Raw genomic sequence first — 17,564 nt, forward strand, 5'->3', positions numbered from 1 at the left:
GGCTGTGCGCGAAGTTTAACTGTCTGCTACTCTCTGCGCAAATTTCAATTCTTTACATAATGAATTGCTGATCGGACTTGTTCGGCGTACAACTGTACGCTAAAGTGCATGGCGAAATCCCGAATAGTTAATAGTAAAAGAGGTATTAAATGAAACGTGCTGTGATTACTGGTCTGGGCATTATCTCGAGCATCGGTAACGACAAGCAGGAAGTTCTCGAGTCTCTGAAAGCAGGGCGCTCAGGGATCACTTTCTCGCAAGAATTCGAAGATGCAGGGATGAAATGCAAAGTCTGGGGCAATGTGAAACTGGACACAGCCGGTCTTATCGATCGTAAAGTCGCGCGTTTCATGAGCGATGCTTCTATTTACGCTTACCTTGCCATGGAGCAGGCGATTGCAGACTCAGGTCTGACTCCAGAAATGGTTTCAAACGACCGTACCGGCCTGATCGCAGGTTCCGGTGGTGGTTCTCCGCGTAACCAGGTTGCTGGTTCTGACGCGATGCGTTCTACCGGCCTGAAAGGCGTTGGTCCTTTCATGGTGACCAAAGCGATGGCATCTGGCGTTTCTGCCTGCCTGGCGACCCCATTCAAAATCCGTGGCGTTAACTACTCCATCAGCTCAGCCTGTGCGACCTCTGCTCACTGCATTGGTAACGCGTATGAGATGATTCAGTTAGGTAAACAGGACGTTGTATTTGCTGGCGGCGGCGAAGAGCTGTGCTGGGAAATGGCCTGTGAGTTTGACGCGATGGGCGCAATGTCTCGTAAATTCAACGAAAATCCAGAAAAAGCTTCCCGCACCTATGATACAGACCGCGACGGTTTTGTTATCGCAGGCGGCGGCGGCATCGTTGTTGTCGAAGAACTTGAGCACGCTTTGGCTCGTGGCGCGCACATCTATGCTGAAATCATCGGCTACGGCGCGACCTCAGACGGTGCAGACATGGTGGCTCCATCAGGCGAAGGCGCTGTGCGCTGCATGAAGATGGCGTTGCAGAACGTTGATACCCCTATTGACTACCTGAACGTGCACGGCACTTCTACGCCAATCGGCGACAGAAAAGAGCTGGGTGCAGTGCGTGAAGTCTTCGGTGATAAAGCGCCAGCAATCTCTTCTACCAAAGCCATGACCGGTCACTCTCTGGGTGCCGCTGGCGTGCAGGAAGCTATCTACACCCTGCTGATGGCTGAGAACAACTTCATCGCACCAAGCATCAACATCGAAAATCTCGATGAAGCGGCAGAAGGCATCAACATCGTGACTCAGCCTACCGAGCGTGAGCTGACTACCGTGATGTCTAACAGCTTCGGCTTCGGCGGTACCAACGCCACGCTGGTGATGCGTAAGCTGAAAAACGATCGTTAATCCTTTGTGATTCAACGCTGAATATCGAAAGCTCGCCCTCTGGCGGGCTTTCTTTTTTTGGATCACGGCCGACAGACTTTCACTCCAATTATCCTGCATTTAATCAACATTTCAGATACAATTCCCTGCGCCTCACTCCTCACTGAATACATTTTTAAGATGCGATTTATTTTTCAACGATGAAAATCTCAATTGGCCAGATAGCGCATTCGCGAGGTCGCTTCCCCGCATGGCTGGGAATTTGCGCGATCCTGATGCTGTTTATCGCGCCAGTGGTCTCTAAAGCGCTGGTCGCTCAAGGCGTGCCGATGCCGATGATGGCGGGCATGGAGATGTCGTCGATGAATGAGATGTCGGATAGGGCGATGAGCGATATGCCGATGTCGGAGCACGTCAAACACGCCGTGGGGGCAGAGCATGCGGTGGCCGACAACAGCGGGAACAGCACGCCGTATGACACGATGTCTCCTCTGGAGATGATGGACGCCGCCTGCGGATATTGCGTGCTGCTGATGCACCTGCCGCTGCTGGTGCTGCTCGCGATCCCGCTTTTGTGGTCGCTGGCGAGAATGGTTCGCCCTCCCTTTATACGCGTTACTTCCTGTCTTATTCCTGCTCCTGTCTTTACCGATGCTCAACCGCGTGCGCCACCTGAACTTGTCTGGGCCTGATAACGGCCAAAGCGTTTAAAAATCAATTTATTGCAAGATAACCTGCCGTTGCGTCTATCATCCGACGCGGCTGCGGCGTTGTTTGATTTTATACTGACAAGCTTCAGGACATTCCCTATGAGTCAATCCTTGGACCGCACCGCTGTGGCGGGCGATTTGAGTACCAAAGCCGCCGCGCTGGCGCTGCTAAAACGCATCCATTTTTATATTGGTTTGTTTGTTGGACCGTTTATTTTCATCGCCGCGCTTACCGGCGTGCTGTACGTTGCTACACCGCAAATTGAAAATAAACTCTATGCTAACCAGCTTTTTACCTCATCAACAGGCACAGTTCAGCCGTTGTCGAGGCAGGTCGAGTCCGCCCGTGCCGTCGTCGGCGAGCAGGCGGAAATCTACGCCGTGCGACCGGCTCCCTCAAGCGGCGAAACCACCCGCGTGCAGTTTTCCGAGCCGGGACTGGGTGCATCAAAAAGCCGTGCCATCTTTATCGATCCCGTTACGCTGGATGTAAAAGGCAGTTTGGTTGTCTACGGCACCAGCGGTGTGTTGCCGTTTCGTACCTGGCTGGATGATTTGCACCGTGGGCTTTTGTTGGGGGATATCGGCCGTAATTACAGCGAGTTGGCAGCATCCTGGCTGTGGGTTGCGGCACTGGGCGGGCTGCTATTATGGGCATTTACCCGGGGCGGCCAGAAATCGGTTCGTAAAATGACCCGGCAGGGTGCGCGCCAGCGTCGTAGTCGTCTGTGGCACACCACGCTTGGGATTGTATTGCTCGGCGGCCTGCTGTTTTTCTCGGCCACCGGCCTCACCTGGTCGCAGTGGGCGGGAAATAATATCGGTATTTTGCGTGCCGATATGGGGTGGTTAACGCCCTCGGTCTCCACACAATTGAGCGCTGAGGCACCCCATGAGGTCGCCGATGAACACGCCGAACATCACGCCGCTTCCATGAGTGGCATGAAGATGGCCGATATGCCGGATATGGACATGAGTGCCATGCAGCCCGCACCGGCTCAAGCATTGCAGATAAAAGACGCCAGCTTTGATAGCGTGGTGGCCGCCGCGCGGGCGTCAGGTATTGATGCGGCAAAAATCGAAATTCGACCCGCTTACAAGGCTAGCAAAGCCTGGACGGTCAGCGAGATTGACCGCAGTTGGCCGACCCGCGTTGACGCCGTCTCGGTGGATCCCGCCAGCCTGCGCATCGTTGATCACGTCTACTTTGCCAAATTTCCACTCCTGGCGAAGCTGACACGCTGGGGCGTAGATGCCCATATGGGCGTTCTGTTTGGCGTGTGGAACCAAGTAGTGCTGATTCTGTTTGGGTTGGGGACCTGTGCACTCATTGGTTGGGGTTATGTATTGTGGTGGCAGCGCAGACCGAAGATGGCCGGTCAACGTAGCCCAACCGCAACACTCATTCAGACCTGGCGGGCGGTTCCTGTTTTGCCGCGTTGGGTTCTATTGGCGTTAGCCATTGCTCTGGCCTTTAGCCTGCCGGTGATGGGTGTGAGCCTGCTGGTGTTCCTAATTGTGGATCTACTGCGCTGGCTGCGTCAGGCCAGAGAGTCGCACTCAAAGCCGATGACCTCGGCGCGCCAGCCATAACTTCACCGAATATACTACGGTGATGGATGAAAAAGGGATGCATTAGCATCCCTTTTTTTGCGAGACGTCGCGGAGAGTTAACCGGCGCATCTGGCGTAATGCTTTTCTGTAAGGTAACGTCTGCACATTACCGGCCGGTATGTAAACTTGCGATATCCTAATGATGACTCAAACCTTTTCGATGCTTTTTCGTCCTTTTCTGCGCGACCGTTTTTTACATATTTTACTGTTGCTGGGCGTGATTCTCACCGTCTTTCAGCCCGAGAAAGCATCGCAGTTTATAAGCTTTGTTGACTGGAACACCATCGTCACTCTGCTAGGCCTGCTGATGCTGACTAAGGGCGTCGAGCTGAGCGGGTATTTCGACGTTGTGGGTCGAAAGATGATAAATACGCTGGACAACGAACGCTGGCTGGCACTGTTTTTAGTCACTGCGGCGGCGGTGCTTTCGACCTTTATGACTAACGATGTCGCGTTGTTTATTGTGGTGCCGCTGACCATCACGCTGAAAAAGCTGACGTCGTTGCCGGTGACGAGACTGATCGTCTTTGAGGCTCTGGCGGTTAACGCAGGCTCGTTGCTGACACCTGTGGGCAATCCGCAGAATATCCTGCTGTGGAATCGTTCTGGTCAATCGTTCCTGCATTTTATTGCTCAGATGACACCGCTGGCGCTGGTGACGATGGCTGCACTGTTGATAGTTACCTGGATAAGCTTCCCGTCGCACAGCCTCAAGAAGAAAGAAAGCCAAAGCCAAAGTACCTTCAGCAAGCCGCTACTCATCTCTTGCGTCGTTTTGTATCTGCTGTTTATTGCCTGCGTCGATTTAGGCTTTGCCCGTTACGGACTCGTTGCCGTATTGGTTGGCTTTCTGGTGATGTCGCGTCAGGTGCTGCTGCGTATCGACTGGCCGCTGATTTTGGTGTTCATCACTATGTTTGTCGATGTCCGGCTGATTGTGGGGCTGGGTGCTTTGCAGCAGGCATTGGGCAGCATTGCCGGTCTGCCAGACTATGGTCATTACCTGCTGGGGCTCGGGCTTTCGCAGGTGATTAGCAACGTTCCGGCAACGATTTTGCTGGTGAACTATGTTCCCGCCAATGCGCTGCTGGCCTATGCCGTCAATGCCGGAGGGTTTGGTCTGGTCATTGGGTCTCTCGCTAACCTGATTGCACTGCGGATGTCGGGAGAGAAGAAAATTTGGATCACTTTCCACTATTACTCTTTTGCCTTTTTAGCGTTTAGCGGGCTTGTCGGCTGGTGGTTATTGCCTCTGGTTGCCTAGCTTTTGGAGGCGGTCAACGGCGGCGGTGATTTCGCCCGGCGTCAGCGCTGAAAATCCCAGCAGCCATCCGTCTTTCACGGTCGAGATAGCGGTATCTGCATTGGGCAGATAGAGGGCTGAAAGCCCCGGCGTAATGACGCCGAGACGTTGAGCCTGCTGGCTGAGTATGGCTTCTTGCCCGACAGGCAGGCGAACGGCCAACTGAAGTCCCCCGGCCGAAGGTTGAGGGGTTATCCAGTCACCCAGTTTTTGCTTTATCTGCGTCAGTAAGCTGTCGCGACGGCTCTGGTAAAGCTGGCGCATATAGCGCAGGTGGGCGGCGAAGTGGCCTTGCTGGATAAATTCAGCGGTCACCGCCTGCATTAACTGCGAAGTGTGGCCGTCGTAAACGGTGCGAAGCGTCGTGGCAGGCGCAACCAGCGCTGGCGGCAGCACCATGTAGGCCAGTCGCAGCGAAGGGAATAGAACCTTTGAAAATGTGCCCAGATAGATGACGCGCTGATGAGTATCCAGCCCCTGCATGGCGGGAAGCGGACGACCGTCATAGTGCAGTTCGCTGTCGTAATCGTCTTCAATTATCCAACTCGCCTGCCGCTTGGCGTAATCGAGCATCGCTATCCTACGGGGTAAACTCAGGCTGACACCAGTGGGATAATGGTGTGAGGGCGTCAGATAAATAAGCCGTGGCGGCGGCAGATTATCGGCTAATGCCACTCCTTGTTCATCGACCGGGATCCCGTGAAGATGGGCACCCGCGCTTGCAAAGGCATTGCGCGCACCGAGGTAGCCGGGCTGTTCAATCCATACCGGGTCGCCGTTGTCGATGAGCAGCGTGGCGAGCAACTGGAGTGCCTGCTGCGAGCTGGTGGTAATCACAACGTGTTCGGCGCTGCACAGCACGCCCCGCGACTGCTGCAAATAGCCCGCAACCGCCTCACGCAGGGCAATATACCCCTGTGGGTCGCCATACCCCAGCAGCCGCTCACCGCCCAGCCTGAGCGTTTTATTGGTCAATTGCCGCCACAGCTTTAATGGGAATGCGCGTAAATCCGGTGAACCGGCGGCGAACGGCAGAGGCGTCTGTGGGTCCCGGCATCCACCGGTGGCAATAATCTCGGCTCCGCGCGCCGAGAGCAGGGCGGACGAGGTCTTTTCCTGGGCGAACGCTGGCCTATCGTCCTGCAACTTGCGCGAAGCTTTAGTTGTGGACCTACGGGGCGCGTTGCCCTGGAGAGGGTTAACCCCGTTTGCGGCAGCAAGCACCTCTGCGCTGACAAAAGTGCCTTTCCCCACATGACGGGTAATATAGCCTTCGGCTTCAATCTGCGCATACGCGGCCTCAACGGTAATACGCGAAAGTTGCAGGTCGGTGGCCAAAAGGCGTGATGACGGCAGGCGTTGCCGTGGGGATAGCGCGCCCAAACGAATTGCCTGCCGCAGTGCGGCGCAAAGCCGGTCACGCAGTGAAGTAGACGCAAGATCCGACTGTTCGAACAGTTGTATGAGAGCGCCGTGTTGGCGATGGGCAGGAGAGGCCGGTTGCTTGCTCAAAATGGGTCTTACCCTCATCATTAAAATGGTCTTAATTATAAGACCAAAAGGCGGCAATATAACACCGGTGTGAGGAGTTAAAACCCCTCATCGGCCTTGCACCAATCAACGAACTCAGGAGAATTCTATGCAGCCCATGTCGAAAGTTTTGGCTTTTCCGCCGCCGCAGCCACAGGTCAGTGAGCACTATTTGTATTCCAAATTGAGTTTTTATACCGATGCATGGGACGTCGCCGAAGACCTGCGTCATCAGATTCCAGACGTGGTGGTGCTCGACGCCCGTTCAGAGCAGCATTATCAGGCGGGCCACATTCCTGGTGCCGTGAGCTTCCCACATCGATTAATGAATGAAGAAACGGTGGCAAATCTGGCTCGCGACAAGGTTTATGTGACCTACTGCGACGGCATTGGCTGCAACGGTTCTACTCAAGGAGCTTACAAGCTGGCGAAGCTGGGTTTTAGGGTCAAGGAACTGATTGGTGGACTGGATTTCTGGATACGCGACGGGCATCCGCTGGCGAAAGGTACAGAGGCCGGTGTTTATCCGGCCAACGTTGAGGTGCAGGACTGTGGGTGCGAGTAATGGCTAAAAGCCTTGCTCAGACCACTAACCACAGCACCAGAGCGAGCAATACCAAGATAATAACGGTAAGCCAGACGCCGCCGTTGGGCCGCATAGACTCGGGCAACATCGCAACGAAAGGATTGACCCGTGAGGTGGAGTTCGAGATACGCGGCTGTCTTTCCTGCGCCTGCGGGCGGTCATGGCGAACGGTATTCCCCACGCGCTGACTAAACAGCACGGTAATCAGGCTGTTGACCTGGGCAGGCAGCAGAGGGGTTTTGGGCGTTGCATGAAAATTGCTGGCGGCGTAGTCGCTCAGACGATGCTGCTCTAGCTCCGTTGCAGGCTGTTTTAGCACGCTGAGCAGGCTGGTCAGCGTTGGCGCGGTTTGCTGGCTAACGGTGATTTTCACCTGAGCAAACTGAGTCAACAGCTGGAAATGTTTGGCCGGGATAGGGTCACCGACCTTGACGCCAACCAGCATAAACAGGTCCTGCCAAATCTTGGCCGGGGCTTCACCGGTCGCGGCGCTGAGCTTGGTCACCGACTGTTGAAGATTGTTATGCTCGGCAGGAAGCAGGGGACGGTCCATTACCGCCGTAAGCTGTGGCTGAGGAATGGCCATCTCTCGCGACTGGATGAGCACCAGCACCTTTTCAAGCTGTTCATGGCTAAGCTGGCTGAGCACCGTGTGGCCGAAATTCTGGCGTATAAATTCGCTCACAGCCTGACGATTATTGCCCAGCGGCACCAGTTCGGTGAGCTGCTGCATGAGTTGGCGCGTGGCGTGGCTGTCCTGTGCCTGATTGAGCTTGGCTAACAGCAGCGTCTCGGCCTGCGCACATTGGCTGGCGTTAAGTTCGGCGTCATGGGGCAACGACAGATCGTGGCGCAGGTTGGCCCAGATCTCGGGGGATTTCATGGTCGTTAAGGCCATGAGCTTCACGATCAGCTTTTCGAGGGTGGTTCGCTGAGCGGGGGTCAGCGGATGATTTTCACCCGCTCCGGCAGGGACTGTTTGACCATCAGGCTGTTCCCGATTTTCGTCAACGGGCGAGCGGCCACTCAAAGGTTGCATAGTACCAGTCCTTGCTAAGAGGTTTTATGCCCCCGCAGGCTAAACATTGGGGGGATAAAAGAATATTAAACACGGCGTCGAGCGCACAAGGCCGACATCATACAGATAAATCTTTTATATCGACACCGTGAATACCTTCATAGCAGAGATTCTTTTGACTTAACTTTCCTGCTTATCCTCAACGAGGAGGGTGGGTTCACGACGTCCAAACAGTGGCGTTCGCAGTCTCTGGGCCAGGATCACGCCAATCAGGGTAATTCCCCCGCCGATGAGGTGATAACTGTGCAGCTGCTCGTGCAGAAACAGTACCGCGATAACCGCCGTGAAAATAGGCGTCAGGTTCATAAAGATGGTTGCCAGATTAGCCCCAAGATGATGAACGCCTTTAATCCACAGGAACGGCGCAATAATCGAGGCAGGGATACCGGCAAACAGAACCAGCGGAATGTTGTGCTCGTTCAATTGTACGTCGTTTGCCATCAGGAAATTAGGCACCAGCATCACAACGCCAAAAATAATCTGCAGATAAAGCGACTGCCAGTTTGGCACGGGAATGGCCCAACGCTTGGTCAGCACGCCGTACAGCGCGTAAGAGGCAGAGGCGGCGAACATCATGAGCTCACCCATGCCAACGCCCTGTTGCAGCAGCAGTTCAGGGTGACCCGAGCTCACCAGCCAAATCAGGCCGCCGAGTGAGACCAAGCTGCCTACGGCGATGCCGACGGTGGGTACCACGCTAAGCACCACCAGGCTGATAAGCACGGTCAGTAGCGGAATAAGGGAAGCAATAATTCCCATGAAAAGCGCGCTTACTGTGTGGGCGGCATAGTAGGCCAGGCTCTGATAGAGCACCATGCCCAGCAGCCCGAGGATCATAAACTTCCACCAATATTTTTTGATTTCGGCGCGATTGCGCCACACGCTCGGCAGGATAAACGGCGTCAGGGTGACTAACGCCAGTAACCAGCGATAAAACGAGATAGCCGCGGGGTCAATAGCTCCGGCGGCTGCTTTGCTCACCACGGCGTTTAAAGACCAAATGAGCACGGCAAAAAGAGGGAACAGCAGGTTCATGTGTTGAGTCCAATGTGAATGATCACGTTAGTGTATTACTGTCTGGTTTTTTAGATATACTGATAACCAGACATCTTGTGACGCTAACCAGACAATATGAGTCCCAGTGGCACAAGAGATTGAGTAGAGTAGATCGAATTTATTAAAGCATCATTGTGGCGAATCATTTTCGCAGGAAACCTTTATATGGGCACCCCAAAAAAGAGCCGCATTGCCGCCCACTCTTTTCCATTATCTACCCAGCCTCCCGAGCCGATACTGTTTCGCGGCGAAACGGTGAGCGCCAATACCGAATACGCCCCGCACTCCCACAGCTGGAGTCAGATAATTTGTGTCAAGTCGGGAGTATTGACGATGGAGGTGGACGGACAGCGTTACCTTGCGCCCCCCGAGTTTGCGTTTTGGTTGCCCGCCGGAATCGTACATTCAAGTTATAACCGCAAGACCACTCGCTTTTATGCCATCGATATCGCCGCTGAACTTAATGAAGGGCTGCCGCAGTCGGCCTGTATGCTGAGCCTGACGCCGGTGTTTAACGCCATCGCAGAAGACTGTTTTGCGCGCAATTTGTCAGTGCCTAAAACCGCCGCTGATATGCGCATGTGCCAGGTTCTGCTCGACCAAATCGCCATTTGTCCGCGACTTCGCGCCTATCTCCCAGGTTCTGAAGACAAACTGCTGGCACCCGTGCTCTCGGCACTGGAAAAGGATCCGGCCAATAATCTGTCGCTGGCCGAGTGGGCAAAGCAGGTTTATACCTCCGAGCGCACGCTGTCGCGTCGGTGTCAGGAAGAGCTCGGCATGGCGTTCAGTGAATGGCGGCAGAGGCTGCGTTTTCTATACGCTATCTCCCTGCTCGAACAGGGGAAAAGCATCCGCGAGGTTGCACTGGACGTGGGATACAGCTCCTCTTCCGCCTTCATTAACATGTTTGTGCAAATCTCGGGTACTACGCCTCAGCGTTTTCGCACTGAACAATAATTCGCTGGGTATATATAGCCGAAAAGCTATGGCAAAATGGCCTCCGTTTGATAAAAACTTATTTTTTTTGCATGGCTAGCGGAGACAAGCGTGAAAATCCTGGTTGATGAAAATATGCCTTATGCGGTCGAGCTGTTCAGCCGATTGGGGGAAGTTCAGGCCGTACCCGGCCGTCCGATCCCAACAGAAGCTCTCTCGTCTGCCGATGCACTGATGGTGCGTTCTGTGACAAAGGTTAACGAGAGCCTGTTACGCGATACGCCGGTGAAATTTGTTGGCACTGCCACCGCCGGGACTGACCACGTGGATGACGGTTGGCTTGCGCAGGCGGGTATCGGTTTCTCGGCGGCACCGGGCTGTAACGCTATCGCCGTCGTAGAATACGTGTTCTCTTCGCTGTTGATCCTTGCCCAGCGTGACGGTTTTTCTCTGCGCGACAAGACCATTGGCATCATCGGCGTGGGTAACGTTGGCTCTCGCCTGAACGCGCGCCTGACGGCACTGGGTATCCGCACGCTGCTGTGTGATCCACCGCGCGCGGCGCAAGACAGCAGTGAGACCTTCTGGACGCTCGACAAGCTGGTCGCCGAGGCTGATATTCTGACCTTCCACACGCCGCTGAATCAGTCTGGTCCCGATAAAACCTTTCATCTGGTGGATGCGGCGCTGCTCGCAGCCCTTAAACCTGGCGCTATTCTTATTAATGCCTGCCGTGGCGAAGTGGTCGACAACGCGGCGCTTCTGGACGCACTCAACGGCGAAAAACCGCTGACCGCCGTGCTTGACGTCTGGGAACCTGAACCGGAGTTGTCGCTGGCGTTGCTCGACAAGGTGGCTATCGGCACGGCTCACATCGCGGGTTACAGCCTGGAAGGCAAGGCGCGCGGCACCACGCAGGTGTTCGAGGCCTATAGCCAGTTTATCGGCAATCCGCAGCATGTTCCGCTCGCTAGCCTGCTGCCTGCGCCAGAGTTTGGCGAAGTTCTCCTGCGCGGCGAGCTCACAGAAGCTAAACTGCTGCGTCTGGCGCACTTGGTGTATGATGTGCGCCGCGATGATGCGCCTCTGCGTCGCGTCGCGGGAAAAAGCGGGGAGTTTGACCGCCTGCGTAAGTTTTATGAAGAACGCCGTGAATGGTCTTCGCTGCAGGTTCACTGTGATAATCACGAAACAGCAGACCTGTTGAAAAAAATCGGTTTCAGCAGCGACGTCATTTGATTTTCCCCTAAGGAACGCGCTTCATACTGACGTATCCTTTCATAAATCAGGGCGGTGATTGCCGCCCCTTTTAGTTTGTAGTCTGAAATTTTCTGGAGAGAACCAACATGTCTGATGGCTGGAATATTGCGCTGCTTGGCGCCACTGGCGCAGTGGGTGACGCGCTGCTGGAGCTACTGTCTGAACGTCAGTTCCCGGTTGGTGAGCTTTTCCCTCTGGCGAGCGAGCGCAGCGCCGGACAAACCATTCGCTACAACGGTAAGAGCATGCTGGTACGCGATGCCGCCGAGTTCGATTGGTCACAGGTGCAACTGGCCTTTTTCGTTGCCGGTAAAGAGGCTTCCGCGAAATATGCCGAAGAAGCGGCAAATCAGGGGTGTCTGGTTATCGACAGCAGCGGCCTGTTTGCCCTGGAGCATGACGTGCCGCTGGTGGTGCCGGGCGTAAATCCGGACGTGCTGACGCACTACCGCAACCGCAACATCGTGGCGGTTGCCGATAGCCTGACCAGCCAACTGCTGACCGCCATCAAGCCGCTGACCGAGCTGGCTGGGCTGTCTCGCCTGCACGTGACTTCTCTGCTCTCCGTTTCTGCTCTCGGCAAGGCCGCAGTTGACGATCTCGCGGGCCAGAGCGCGCGCCTGCTCAACGGCATTCCGGCCGAGGAAGGCATCTTCAGCAAACAGCTGGCGTTTAACCTGCTGCCGTTGCTGAATGACGGCGAAGGCAGCGTGCTCGAAGAACGTCGCCTGGTTGATCAGGTGCGAAAAGTGGTGCAGGACGATGGCCTGCCGATTTCCGTTAGCTGCGTGCAGTCGCCGGTGTTCTACGGTCATGCGCAGGTCGTGCATCTCGAAGGTTTGCGTCCGCTGTCTGCCGAAGAAGCTCGTGCTGAGCTTGAGAAGGTTGACGACATCAATTTGAGCGACGAAGACGACTTCCCGACCCAGGTCAGCGATGCTTCAGGTAATGCTTCATTGAGCATCGGCTGCCTTCGCAACGATTACGGTATTCCTGAGCTTATCCAGTTCTGGTCTGTCGCCGATAACGTGCGCTTTGGTGGCGCGTTGATGGCGGTAGAAACGGCTGAGAAATTGATCCAGGAGTATTGGTATTAATGTCTGTTGAGCAACCCTCCGAACAGGCGTCTCCGGCCGTGGCTGAGCGCATTGCCTTGGGGATTGAATATGACGGCAGCCGCTATTACGGCTGGCAGCGTCAGCAGGAAGTCGAAAGCGTGCAGGAGTGGCTCGAGAAGGCGTTGAGCCGCGTGGCCGACGCGCCCATTACCGTGCAGTGCGCCGGGCGTACCGATGCCGGTGTAAGTGCAACCGGTCAGGTCGTGCATTTCGATACCCCGGTTATCCGCAAGGATGCCGCCTGGACCATGGGGGTAAACACCCATCTGCCAAAAGATATTGCGGTGCGCTGGGTGAGCCACGTCCCGCAGGACTTCCATGCCCGTTTTACCGCGACGGCGCGGCGTTATCGTTATGTGATTTATAACCATCGCTATCGTCCTGGCATCTTAAGTCATGGAATTACCCACGTTCATATGCCGTTGGATGTTGAAAAAATGCAGCGGGCAGGGCAATGTTTGCTGGGCGAAAATGACTTCACCTCATTTCGTGCGGTTCAATGCCAGTCAAGAACGCCTTGGCGCTTCATGATGCATCTCAACGTGAGCCGGTTTGGAAATTATGTTGTGGTTGATATAAAGGCCAACGCATTTGTTCATCATATGGTGCGCAATATCGTCGGCAGTCTGGTTGAAATAGGTGCGGGTAACCAGCCTGAAAGCTGGATGGCTGAATTGTTGGCTGCGAAAGACAGAAATCTTGCTGCAGCCACGGCCAAGGCTGAAGGTTTGTATCTTGTTGCCGTTGATTATCCTGAAAAGTTTGCTCTACCAGCCGTCACTATGGGCCCACTTTTTCTCGCCGATTAAAGGACATTAGAGGTAATACCATGGAATTCATCCACTATATCGTTGATTTTATCCTGCATATCGATGTGCATCTCACCGAGCTGGTTGCGCAGTATGGCGTCTGGGTTTATGCCATTCTGTTCGTGATTCTTTTTTGCGAAACCGGGCTGGTGGTTACGCCATTCCTGCCGGGCGATTCGCTGCTGTTTGTTGCGGGGGCACTTGCTGCGCTGCCAACCAACAGCCTCGACGTCCATCTGATGGCGTTTCTGATGGTGGTGGCTGCCGTCGTGGGTGATGCGGTGAACTACACCATTGGGCGTTTGTTCGGTGCGAAGCTATTTTCCAATCCGAATTCAAAAATTTTTCGTCAAAGTTATTTAGATCAAACTCACAAGTTTTACGAGAAACATGGCGGCAAAACGATTATTCTTGCGCGCTTTGTGCCAATTGTTCGCACTTTTGCACCTTTTGTTGCCGGCATGGGACGCATGTCTTATCGCCAATTTGCCGCCTATAACGTGATCGGTGCGCTATTCTGGGTACTGTTACTGACATACGCTGGCTACCTTTTTGGCAATGTGCCGTTTGTGCAGAACAATTTGAAATTTGTGATTGTCGCCATTATCGTTGTTTCTGTTTTGCCGGCGATTATCGAGGTAATTCGTCACCGCAAAACGGCTAAAAACGCGGGATAGCGGTCAGGCCGTAGGGCAGAGGAAACCCTGTCCCTGGCGTGAATTATTAAAATTAAAGGCATTAAACCAAAGGGTAAGACCAGTTTTTTATCTACAGTCTCTAACTGTTATGGTTTAATGAGCGACATTTGTGGTCTGTTCCTGCGAGCAACCCTCCCTGTAGGACGTTTTTTAGCGGCTCGAGTTGCTTAAAAATTCTTGATAATTGGGGACGGTTATTTGTTTTAAGCAGGGGACTTGTTACAGCATGAACAGCGAACTGGCGTTTGCCAGGTTCAAACAGAAAGGTCATCGATGAGCTGGATTGAACGAATTCTTAATAAGAGCAACATCTCGCAAACCCGTAAAGCAAGCATTCCAGAAGGTGTCTGGACCAAATGCGATAGCTGTGGTCAGGTGTTATACCGCGCTGAACTCGAGCGCAATCTGATGGTTTGTCCTAAGTGCGACCACCATATGCGTATGTCTGCGCGTATGCGTCTGTTCACTTTCATGGACGAAGGGAGCGAGGTCGAATTGGGTAGCGAGCTTGAGCCTAAAGATTTGCTTAAGTTTAGAGACTCCAAAAAATATAAAGATCGTCTGCTGGCTGCTCAGAAAGAAACTGACGAGAAAGATGCAATGGTCGTGATGAAAGGCACCCTGTACGGCATGCCAATCGTTGTTGCTGCATTCGAATTTGCCTTCATGGGCGGTTCAATGGCATCCGTTGTCGGCGCGCGTTTCGTTCGTGCGGTCGAACAGGCTCTTGAAGACAACTGTCCACTGGTCTGTTTCTCTGCCAGCGGCGGAGCACGTATGCAAGAAGCGCTGATGTCTCTGATGCAGATGGCAAAAACCAGTGCTGCACTGGCTAAACTTCAAGAGCGTGGTCTGCCTTACATCTCCGTACTGACTGACCCAACTATGGGCGGGGTTTCAGCCAGTCTGGCAATGCTTGGCGATATCAACGTGGCTGAGCCTAAAGCGTTGATCGGCTTTGCGGGTCCTCGCGTTATCGAGCAGACCGTACGTGAGAAACTGCCGCCAGGCTTCCAGCGCAGTGAGTTCCTGATTGAAAAAGGCGCGATCGACATGATCGTTCGTCGTGCAGAACTGCGTAACAAACTGGGCAGCGTGTTGGCCAAGTTGACCGGCCATCCTGAACCTAAAGTCACCGAAGTCCCTGTTATCAAAGCAGACGACGCTTCAGCTGATCATCATCAGGATGCCTGACAGGCAGCAACAATAGCCTGTGAGTGAAAATTGGCGGCAAGCTTCTTGCCGCCTCTGCTATTATCCTCGCCAGTGGCGGGGATAAACAAAATGGGCTGTTATCCAGCGTCGTGCGCACAGTACTGACAAAGGGGCATTGCCTGTCGTAAAAGTCCGGTAATGCATGTCCTTCAGGCTCATTATGAATCTGAACAGATTACGTTAGGCGGGACTTATGCAAAACATCTCTATTCCTGAAGCCACGTCGCCTTTGGCCACGTGGCTTCATTATCTTGAAAATCTTCATTCTCAGGCGATTGAGCTCGGGCTCGACAGAGTAAATACCGTGGCAACGCGCATGAATCTTCTGACTCCCGCTCCCCAGGTCTTTACCGTCGCCGGAACCAATGGCAAAGGCACCACCTGCCGCACGCTCGAAGCCGTGCTGATGGCCGCAGGGTATCGCGTGGGCGTTTATAGCTCACCGCATCTGGTGCGCTACACCGAGCGCGTGCGTATTCAGGGGCAGGAGCTGAGCGAAGCCGAACACTGTCAGTCCTTTGCGCTGCTCGAGGCCGGTCGCGGTGATATTTCGCTGACCTATTTCGAATACGGCACCCTGTCGGCGTTACAGCTGTTTAAGCAGGCGGCGCTCGACGTGGTTATCCTTGAAGTGGGCCTTGGCGGTCGTCTTGATGCCACCAACATTGTCGATGCCAACGTTTCCGTCGTGACCAGCATTGCGCTCGACCACACCGACTGGCTCGGTTCCGATCGCGAGAGCATCGGCCGTGAGAAAGCAGGCGTATTCCGCAAGGACCGTCCTGCGGTCGTGGGGGAGATTGATATGCCGCAGTCGATTGCCGACGTCGCCAACGAAAAAGGCGCGCACCTGCACCGCGTGGGTCAGGACTGGCATTATCAGGTCGGCAGCAGCGACTGGAGCTGGCGTTGCGAAGGCGTAGAGACAGCGGCTTACAGCGCACTGCCGCTGCCTAACGTGCCGCTGGCGAATGCGGCGACGGCGTTGGCCGCATTGCACTATAGTGAAATCAACGTTTCGGAAGACGCGCTGCGTCAGGGGTTGCAGCAGGCATCCTTGCCGGGCCGCTTCCAACAGGTTAGCGAATCTCCACGTCTGATCCTCGACGTTGCTCATAATCCACACGCTGCCGGGTATTTAGCCGGTAAACTTTCTGATTTGCCACGTCAGGGCGGAAAAGTGCGTGCAGTTATCGGTATGTTGTTGGATAAAGACATTGCCGGAACGTTGGACTGTCTGAAACCGCAGGTTGATGTCTGGTACTGTGCTCCTCTCGAGGGTCCGCGCGGTGCTGGGGTCGCGGCGTTGACAGAACATCTTCCCGAGGCGTTTTCGTTCACAGATGTGGTGAGCGCATGGAAACAGGCGATGCAGGATGCTGAAAGTCAGGATATTGTTATAGTCTGTGGATCATTTCATACCGTAGCGCATGTGATGGCTGCGTTGGATACGGGGAATACCAGTGGCAAGTAAGTTTCAAAATCGTCTGGTTGGCACCGTAATTCTGGTGGCGTTGGGGGTCATTATTCTCCCGGGGTTGCTGGATGGAAAAAAGAAGCACTATGAGGACGAGTTCGCCTCGATTCCTCTGGTTCCAAAAGCCGGGGATTCTCAGGATCAGGAAAACGCCGGGCAGGTGACGCAGGCGTTACCGGCTCAGCCGCCAGAAGGGGCGAGTGCGGCAATCAACGCTGGCGCTGCCGAGGCGGCACACGCCGCCGCACAGGCTGACGGAGAAGCCGATGAAGGCGATACCGCCACCGCCGCGCCGAAAACTGAATCACCCAAAGCGACGCAGCCTAAAACTTTGACGCCGCCTGCGATGACAGAATCTCGTCAGGCACAGCAGCCAAGGCAGACGCAGACCAAACCGGTCGAACCGAAGCGCGTTGAGCCTAAAAAGGTGGAGCCTAAACCTGTTGAGACGGCTAAAACTGAAACTCGCCCGCAGACGCCTGAAAAGGCCCCGGCGGGTCAGTCTTACGTCGTACAGTTAGGGGCGTTGAAAAATGCTGATAAAGTGAACGAGGTGGTCGCTAAACTGCGTTTATCAGGCTATCGTGCTTATACCGTCCCGGCCACGCCGGTTCAGGGGCAAATCACCCGCGTCTTCGTTGGGCCTGAAGCCAATAAGCAAAACCTTGAAGCCTCTCTGTCTTCGCTGAAAAGCGTCAGCGGATTGAGCGGCGTAGTGCGTGCCTACTCTGCCCACTAAACTGTCTTTCACCCATTAACGTACAGGGTGGTTGATTCCTCTACAGCACCCCGGTTACCGAATTGTCAGGTATCCGGGGTGCT

The 17,564-nt window shown here is 54.5% G+C and carries 16 protein-coding genes; 13 read left to right on the plus strand and 3 right to left on the minus strand.

All coding sequences use genetic code 11. From position 1 onward, the window contains the following. Positions 1-149: 149 nt before the first annotated feature. The 4 genes from fabB (at position 150) to BS640_RS15870 (ending at position 4,937) form a co-directional block, all read left to right on the plus strand. Positions 150-1,370 carry a beta-ketoacyl-ACP synthase I gene (gene fabB, locus BS640_RS15855; RefSeq protein ID WP_017490294.1) on the plus strand — a complete coding sequence of 407 codons (1,221 nt, stop codon included), beginning with the start codon at positions 150-152 and terminating at the stop codon, positions 1,368-1,370. Positions 1,371-1,549: 179 nt separating this feature from the next. Further along, complete coding sequence (locus BS640_RS15860; RefSeq protein WP_084912906.1) at positions 1,550-2,041, plus strand: DUF2946 domain-containing protein; 492 nt, start codon at positions 1,550-1,552, stop codon at positions 2,039-2,041. Between the two features lie 117 nt (positions 2,042-2,158). Further along, the gene (locus BS640_RS15865; protein ID WP_084912907.1) at positions 2,159-3,652 is read left to right on the plus strand and encodes a PepSY-associated TM helix domain-containing protein; all 1,494 of its coding nucleotides are present in this window, start codon (positions 2,159-2,161) and stop codon (positions 3,650-3,652) included. A 160-nt stretch (positions 3,653-3,812) separates the two neighbouring features. After that, positions 3,813-4,937 (plus strand): SLC13 family permease, encoded by a 1,125-nt coding sequence (locus tag BS640_RS15870; RefSeq protein WP_017490291.1) that lies wholly within the window; start codon positions 3,813-3,815, stop codon positions 4,935-4,937. Here the strand turns inward: BS640_RS15870 and pdxR are convergent. Then, positions 4,917-6,509, minus strand: a complete 1,593-nt coding sequence (pdxR, locus tag BS640_RS15875; protein WP_084912908.1) for a MocR-like pyridoxine biosynthesis transcription factor PdxR — start codon at positions 6,507-6,509, stop codon at positions 4,917-4,919. The genes BS640_RS15870 and pdxR overlap by 21 nt on opposite strands. A gap of 106 nt (positions 6,510-6,615) precedes the next feature. Between pdxR and BS640_RS15880 the strand changes: the two genes are divergently transcribed. Further along, complete coding sequence (locus BS640_RS15880; protein ID WP_084912909.1) at positions 6,616-7,071, plus strand: rhodanese-like domain-containing protein; 456 nt, start codon at positions 6,616-6,618, stop codon at positions 7,069-7,071. A 16-nt stretch (positions 7,072-7,087) separates the two neighbouring features. Here BS640_RS15880 and flk read toward each other — a convergent pair whose 3' ends face one another. Then, on the minus strand, positions 7,088-8,131 hold the full coding sequence (gene flk / locus BS640_RS15885) for a flagella biosynthesis regulator Flk (RefSeq protein ID WP_084912910.1): 1,044 nt from the start codon (positions 8,129-8,131) through the stop codon (positions 7,088-7,090). Positions 8,132-8,290: 159 nt separating this feature from the next. Next, positions 8,291-9,205, minus strand: a complete 915-nt coding sequence (locus BS640_RS15890) for a DMT family transporter (protein WP_017490287.1) — start codon at positions 9,203-9,205, stop codon at positions 8,291-8,293. A 186-nt stretch (positions 9,206-9,391) separates the two neighbouring features. Here BS640_RS15890 and BS640_RS15895 point away from each other — a divergent pair, with 186 nt between their 5' ends. From BS640_RS15895 to dedD, 8 genes are all read left to right on the plus strand, one after another. Then, a complete protein-coding gene (locus BS640_RS15895; RefSeq protein ID WP_026110313.1) occupies positions 9,392-10,186 on the plus strand; it encodes an AraC family transcriptional regulator in 795 nt (264 codons plus the stop codon). Positions 10,187-10,276: 90 nt separating this feature from the next. Continuing rightward, complete coding sequence (gene pdxB / locus BS640_RS15900) at positions 10,277-11,404, plus strand: 4-phosphoerythronate dehydrogenase PdxB (protein WP_084912911.1); 1,128 nt, start codon at positions 10,277-10,279, stop codon at positions 11,402-11,404. 107 nt (positions 11,405-11,511) lie between these two features. Then, positions 11,512-12,522: an aspartate-semialdehyde dehydrogenase gene (locus tag BS640_RS15905; RefSeq protein ID WP_017490284.1), complete on the plus strand. Its 1,011-nt coding sequence runs from the start codon at positions 11,512-11,514 to the stop codon at positions 12,520-12,522. Then, a complete protein-coding gene (truA, locus tag BS640_RS15910) occupies positions 12,522-13,352 on the plus strand; it encodes a tRNA pseudouridine(38-40) synthase TruA (protein ID WP_017490283.1) in 831 nt (276 codons plus the stop codon). Before BS640_RS15905 ends, truA begins: the two co-directional genes overlap by 1 nt. A 20-nt stretch (positions 13,353-13,372) precedes the next feature. Beyond that, complete coding sequence (locus BS640_RS15915; protein WP_017490282.1) at positions 13,373-14,029, plus strand: DedA family protein; 657 nt, start codon at positions 13,373-13,375, stop codon at positions 14,027-14,029. A 294-nt stretch (positions 14,030-14,323) separates the two neighbouring features. Beyond that, on the plus strand, positions 14,324-15,244 hold the full coding sequence (gene accD / locus BS640_RS15920; RefSeq protein ID WP_017490281.1) for an acetyl-CoA carboxylase, carboxyltransferase subunit beta: 921 nt from the start codon (positions 14,324-14,326) through the stop codon (positions 15,242-15,244). A gap of 214 nt (positions 15,245-15,458) precedes the next feature. Continuing rightward, complete coding sequence (folC, locus tag BS640_RS15925; protein WP_084912912.1) at positions 15,459-16,739, plus strand: bifunctional tetrahydrofolate synthase/dihydrofolate synthase; 1,281 nt, start codon at positions 15,459-15,461, stop codon at positions 16,737-16,739. Beyond that, the gene (gene dedD / locus BS640_RS15930; RefSeq protein WP_084912913.1) at positions 16,729-17,481 is read left to right on the plus strand and encodes a cell division protein DedD; all 753 of its coding nucleotides are present in this window, start codon (positions 16,729-16,731) and stop codon (positions 17,479-17,481) included. Before folC ends, dedD begins: the two co-directional genes overlap by 11 nt. The last annotated feature ends 83 nt before the right edge of the window (positions 17,482-17,564 follow it).

The organism is Rouxiella badensis (assembly GCF_002093665.1).
In the GTDB taxonomy this organism is placed as follows: Bacteria; Pseudomonadota; Gammaproteobacteria; order Enterobacterales; family Enterobacteriaceae; genus Rouxiella; species Rouxiella badensis.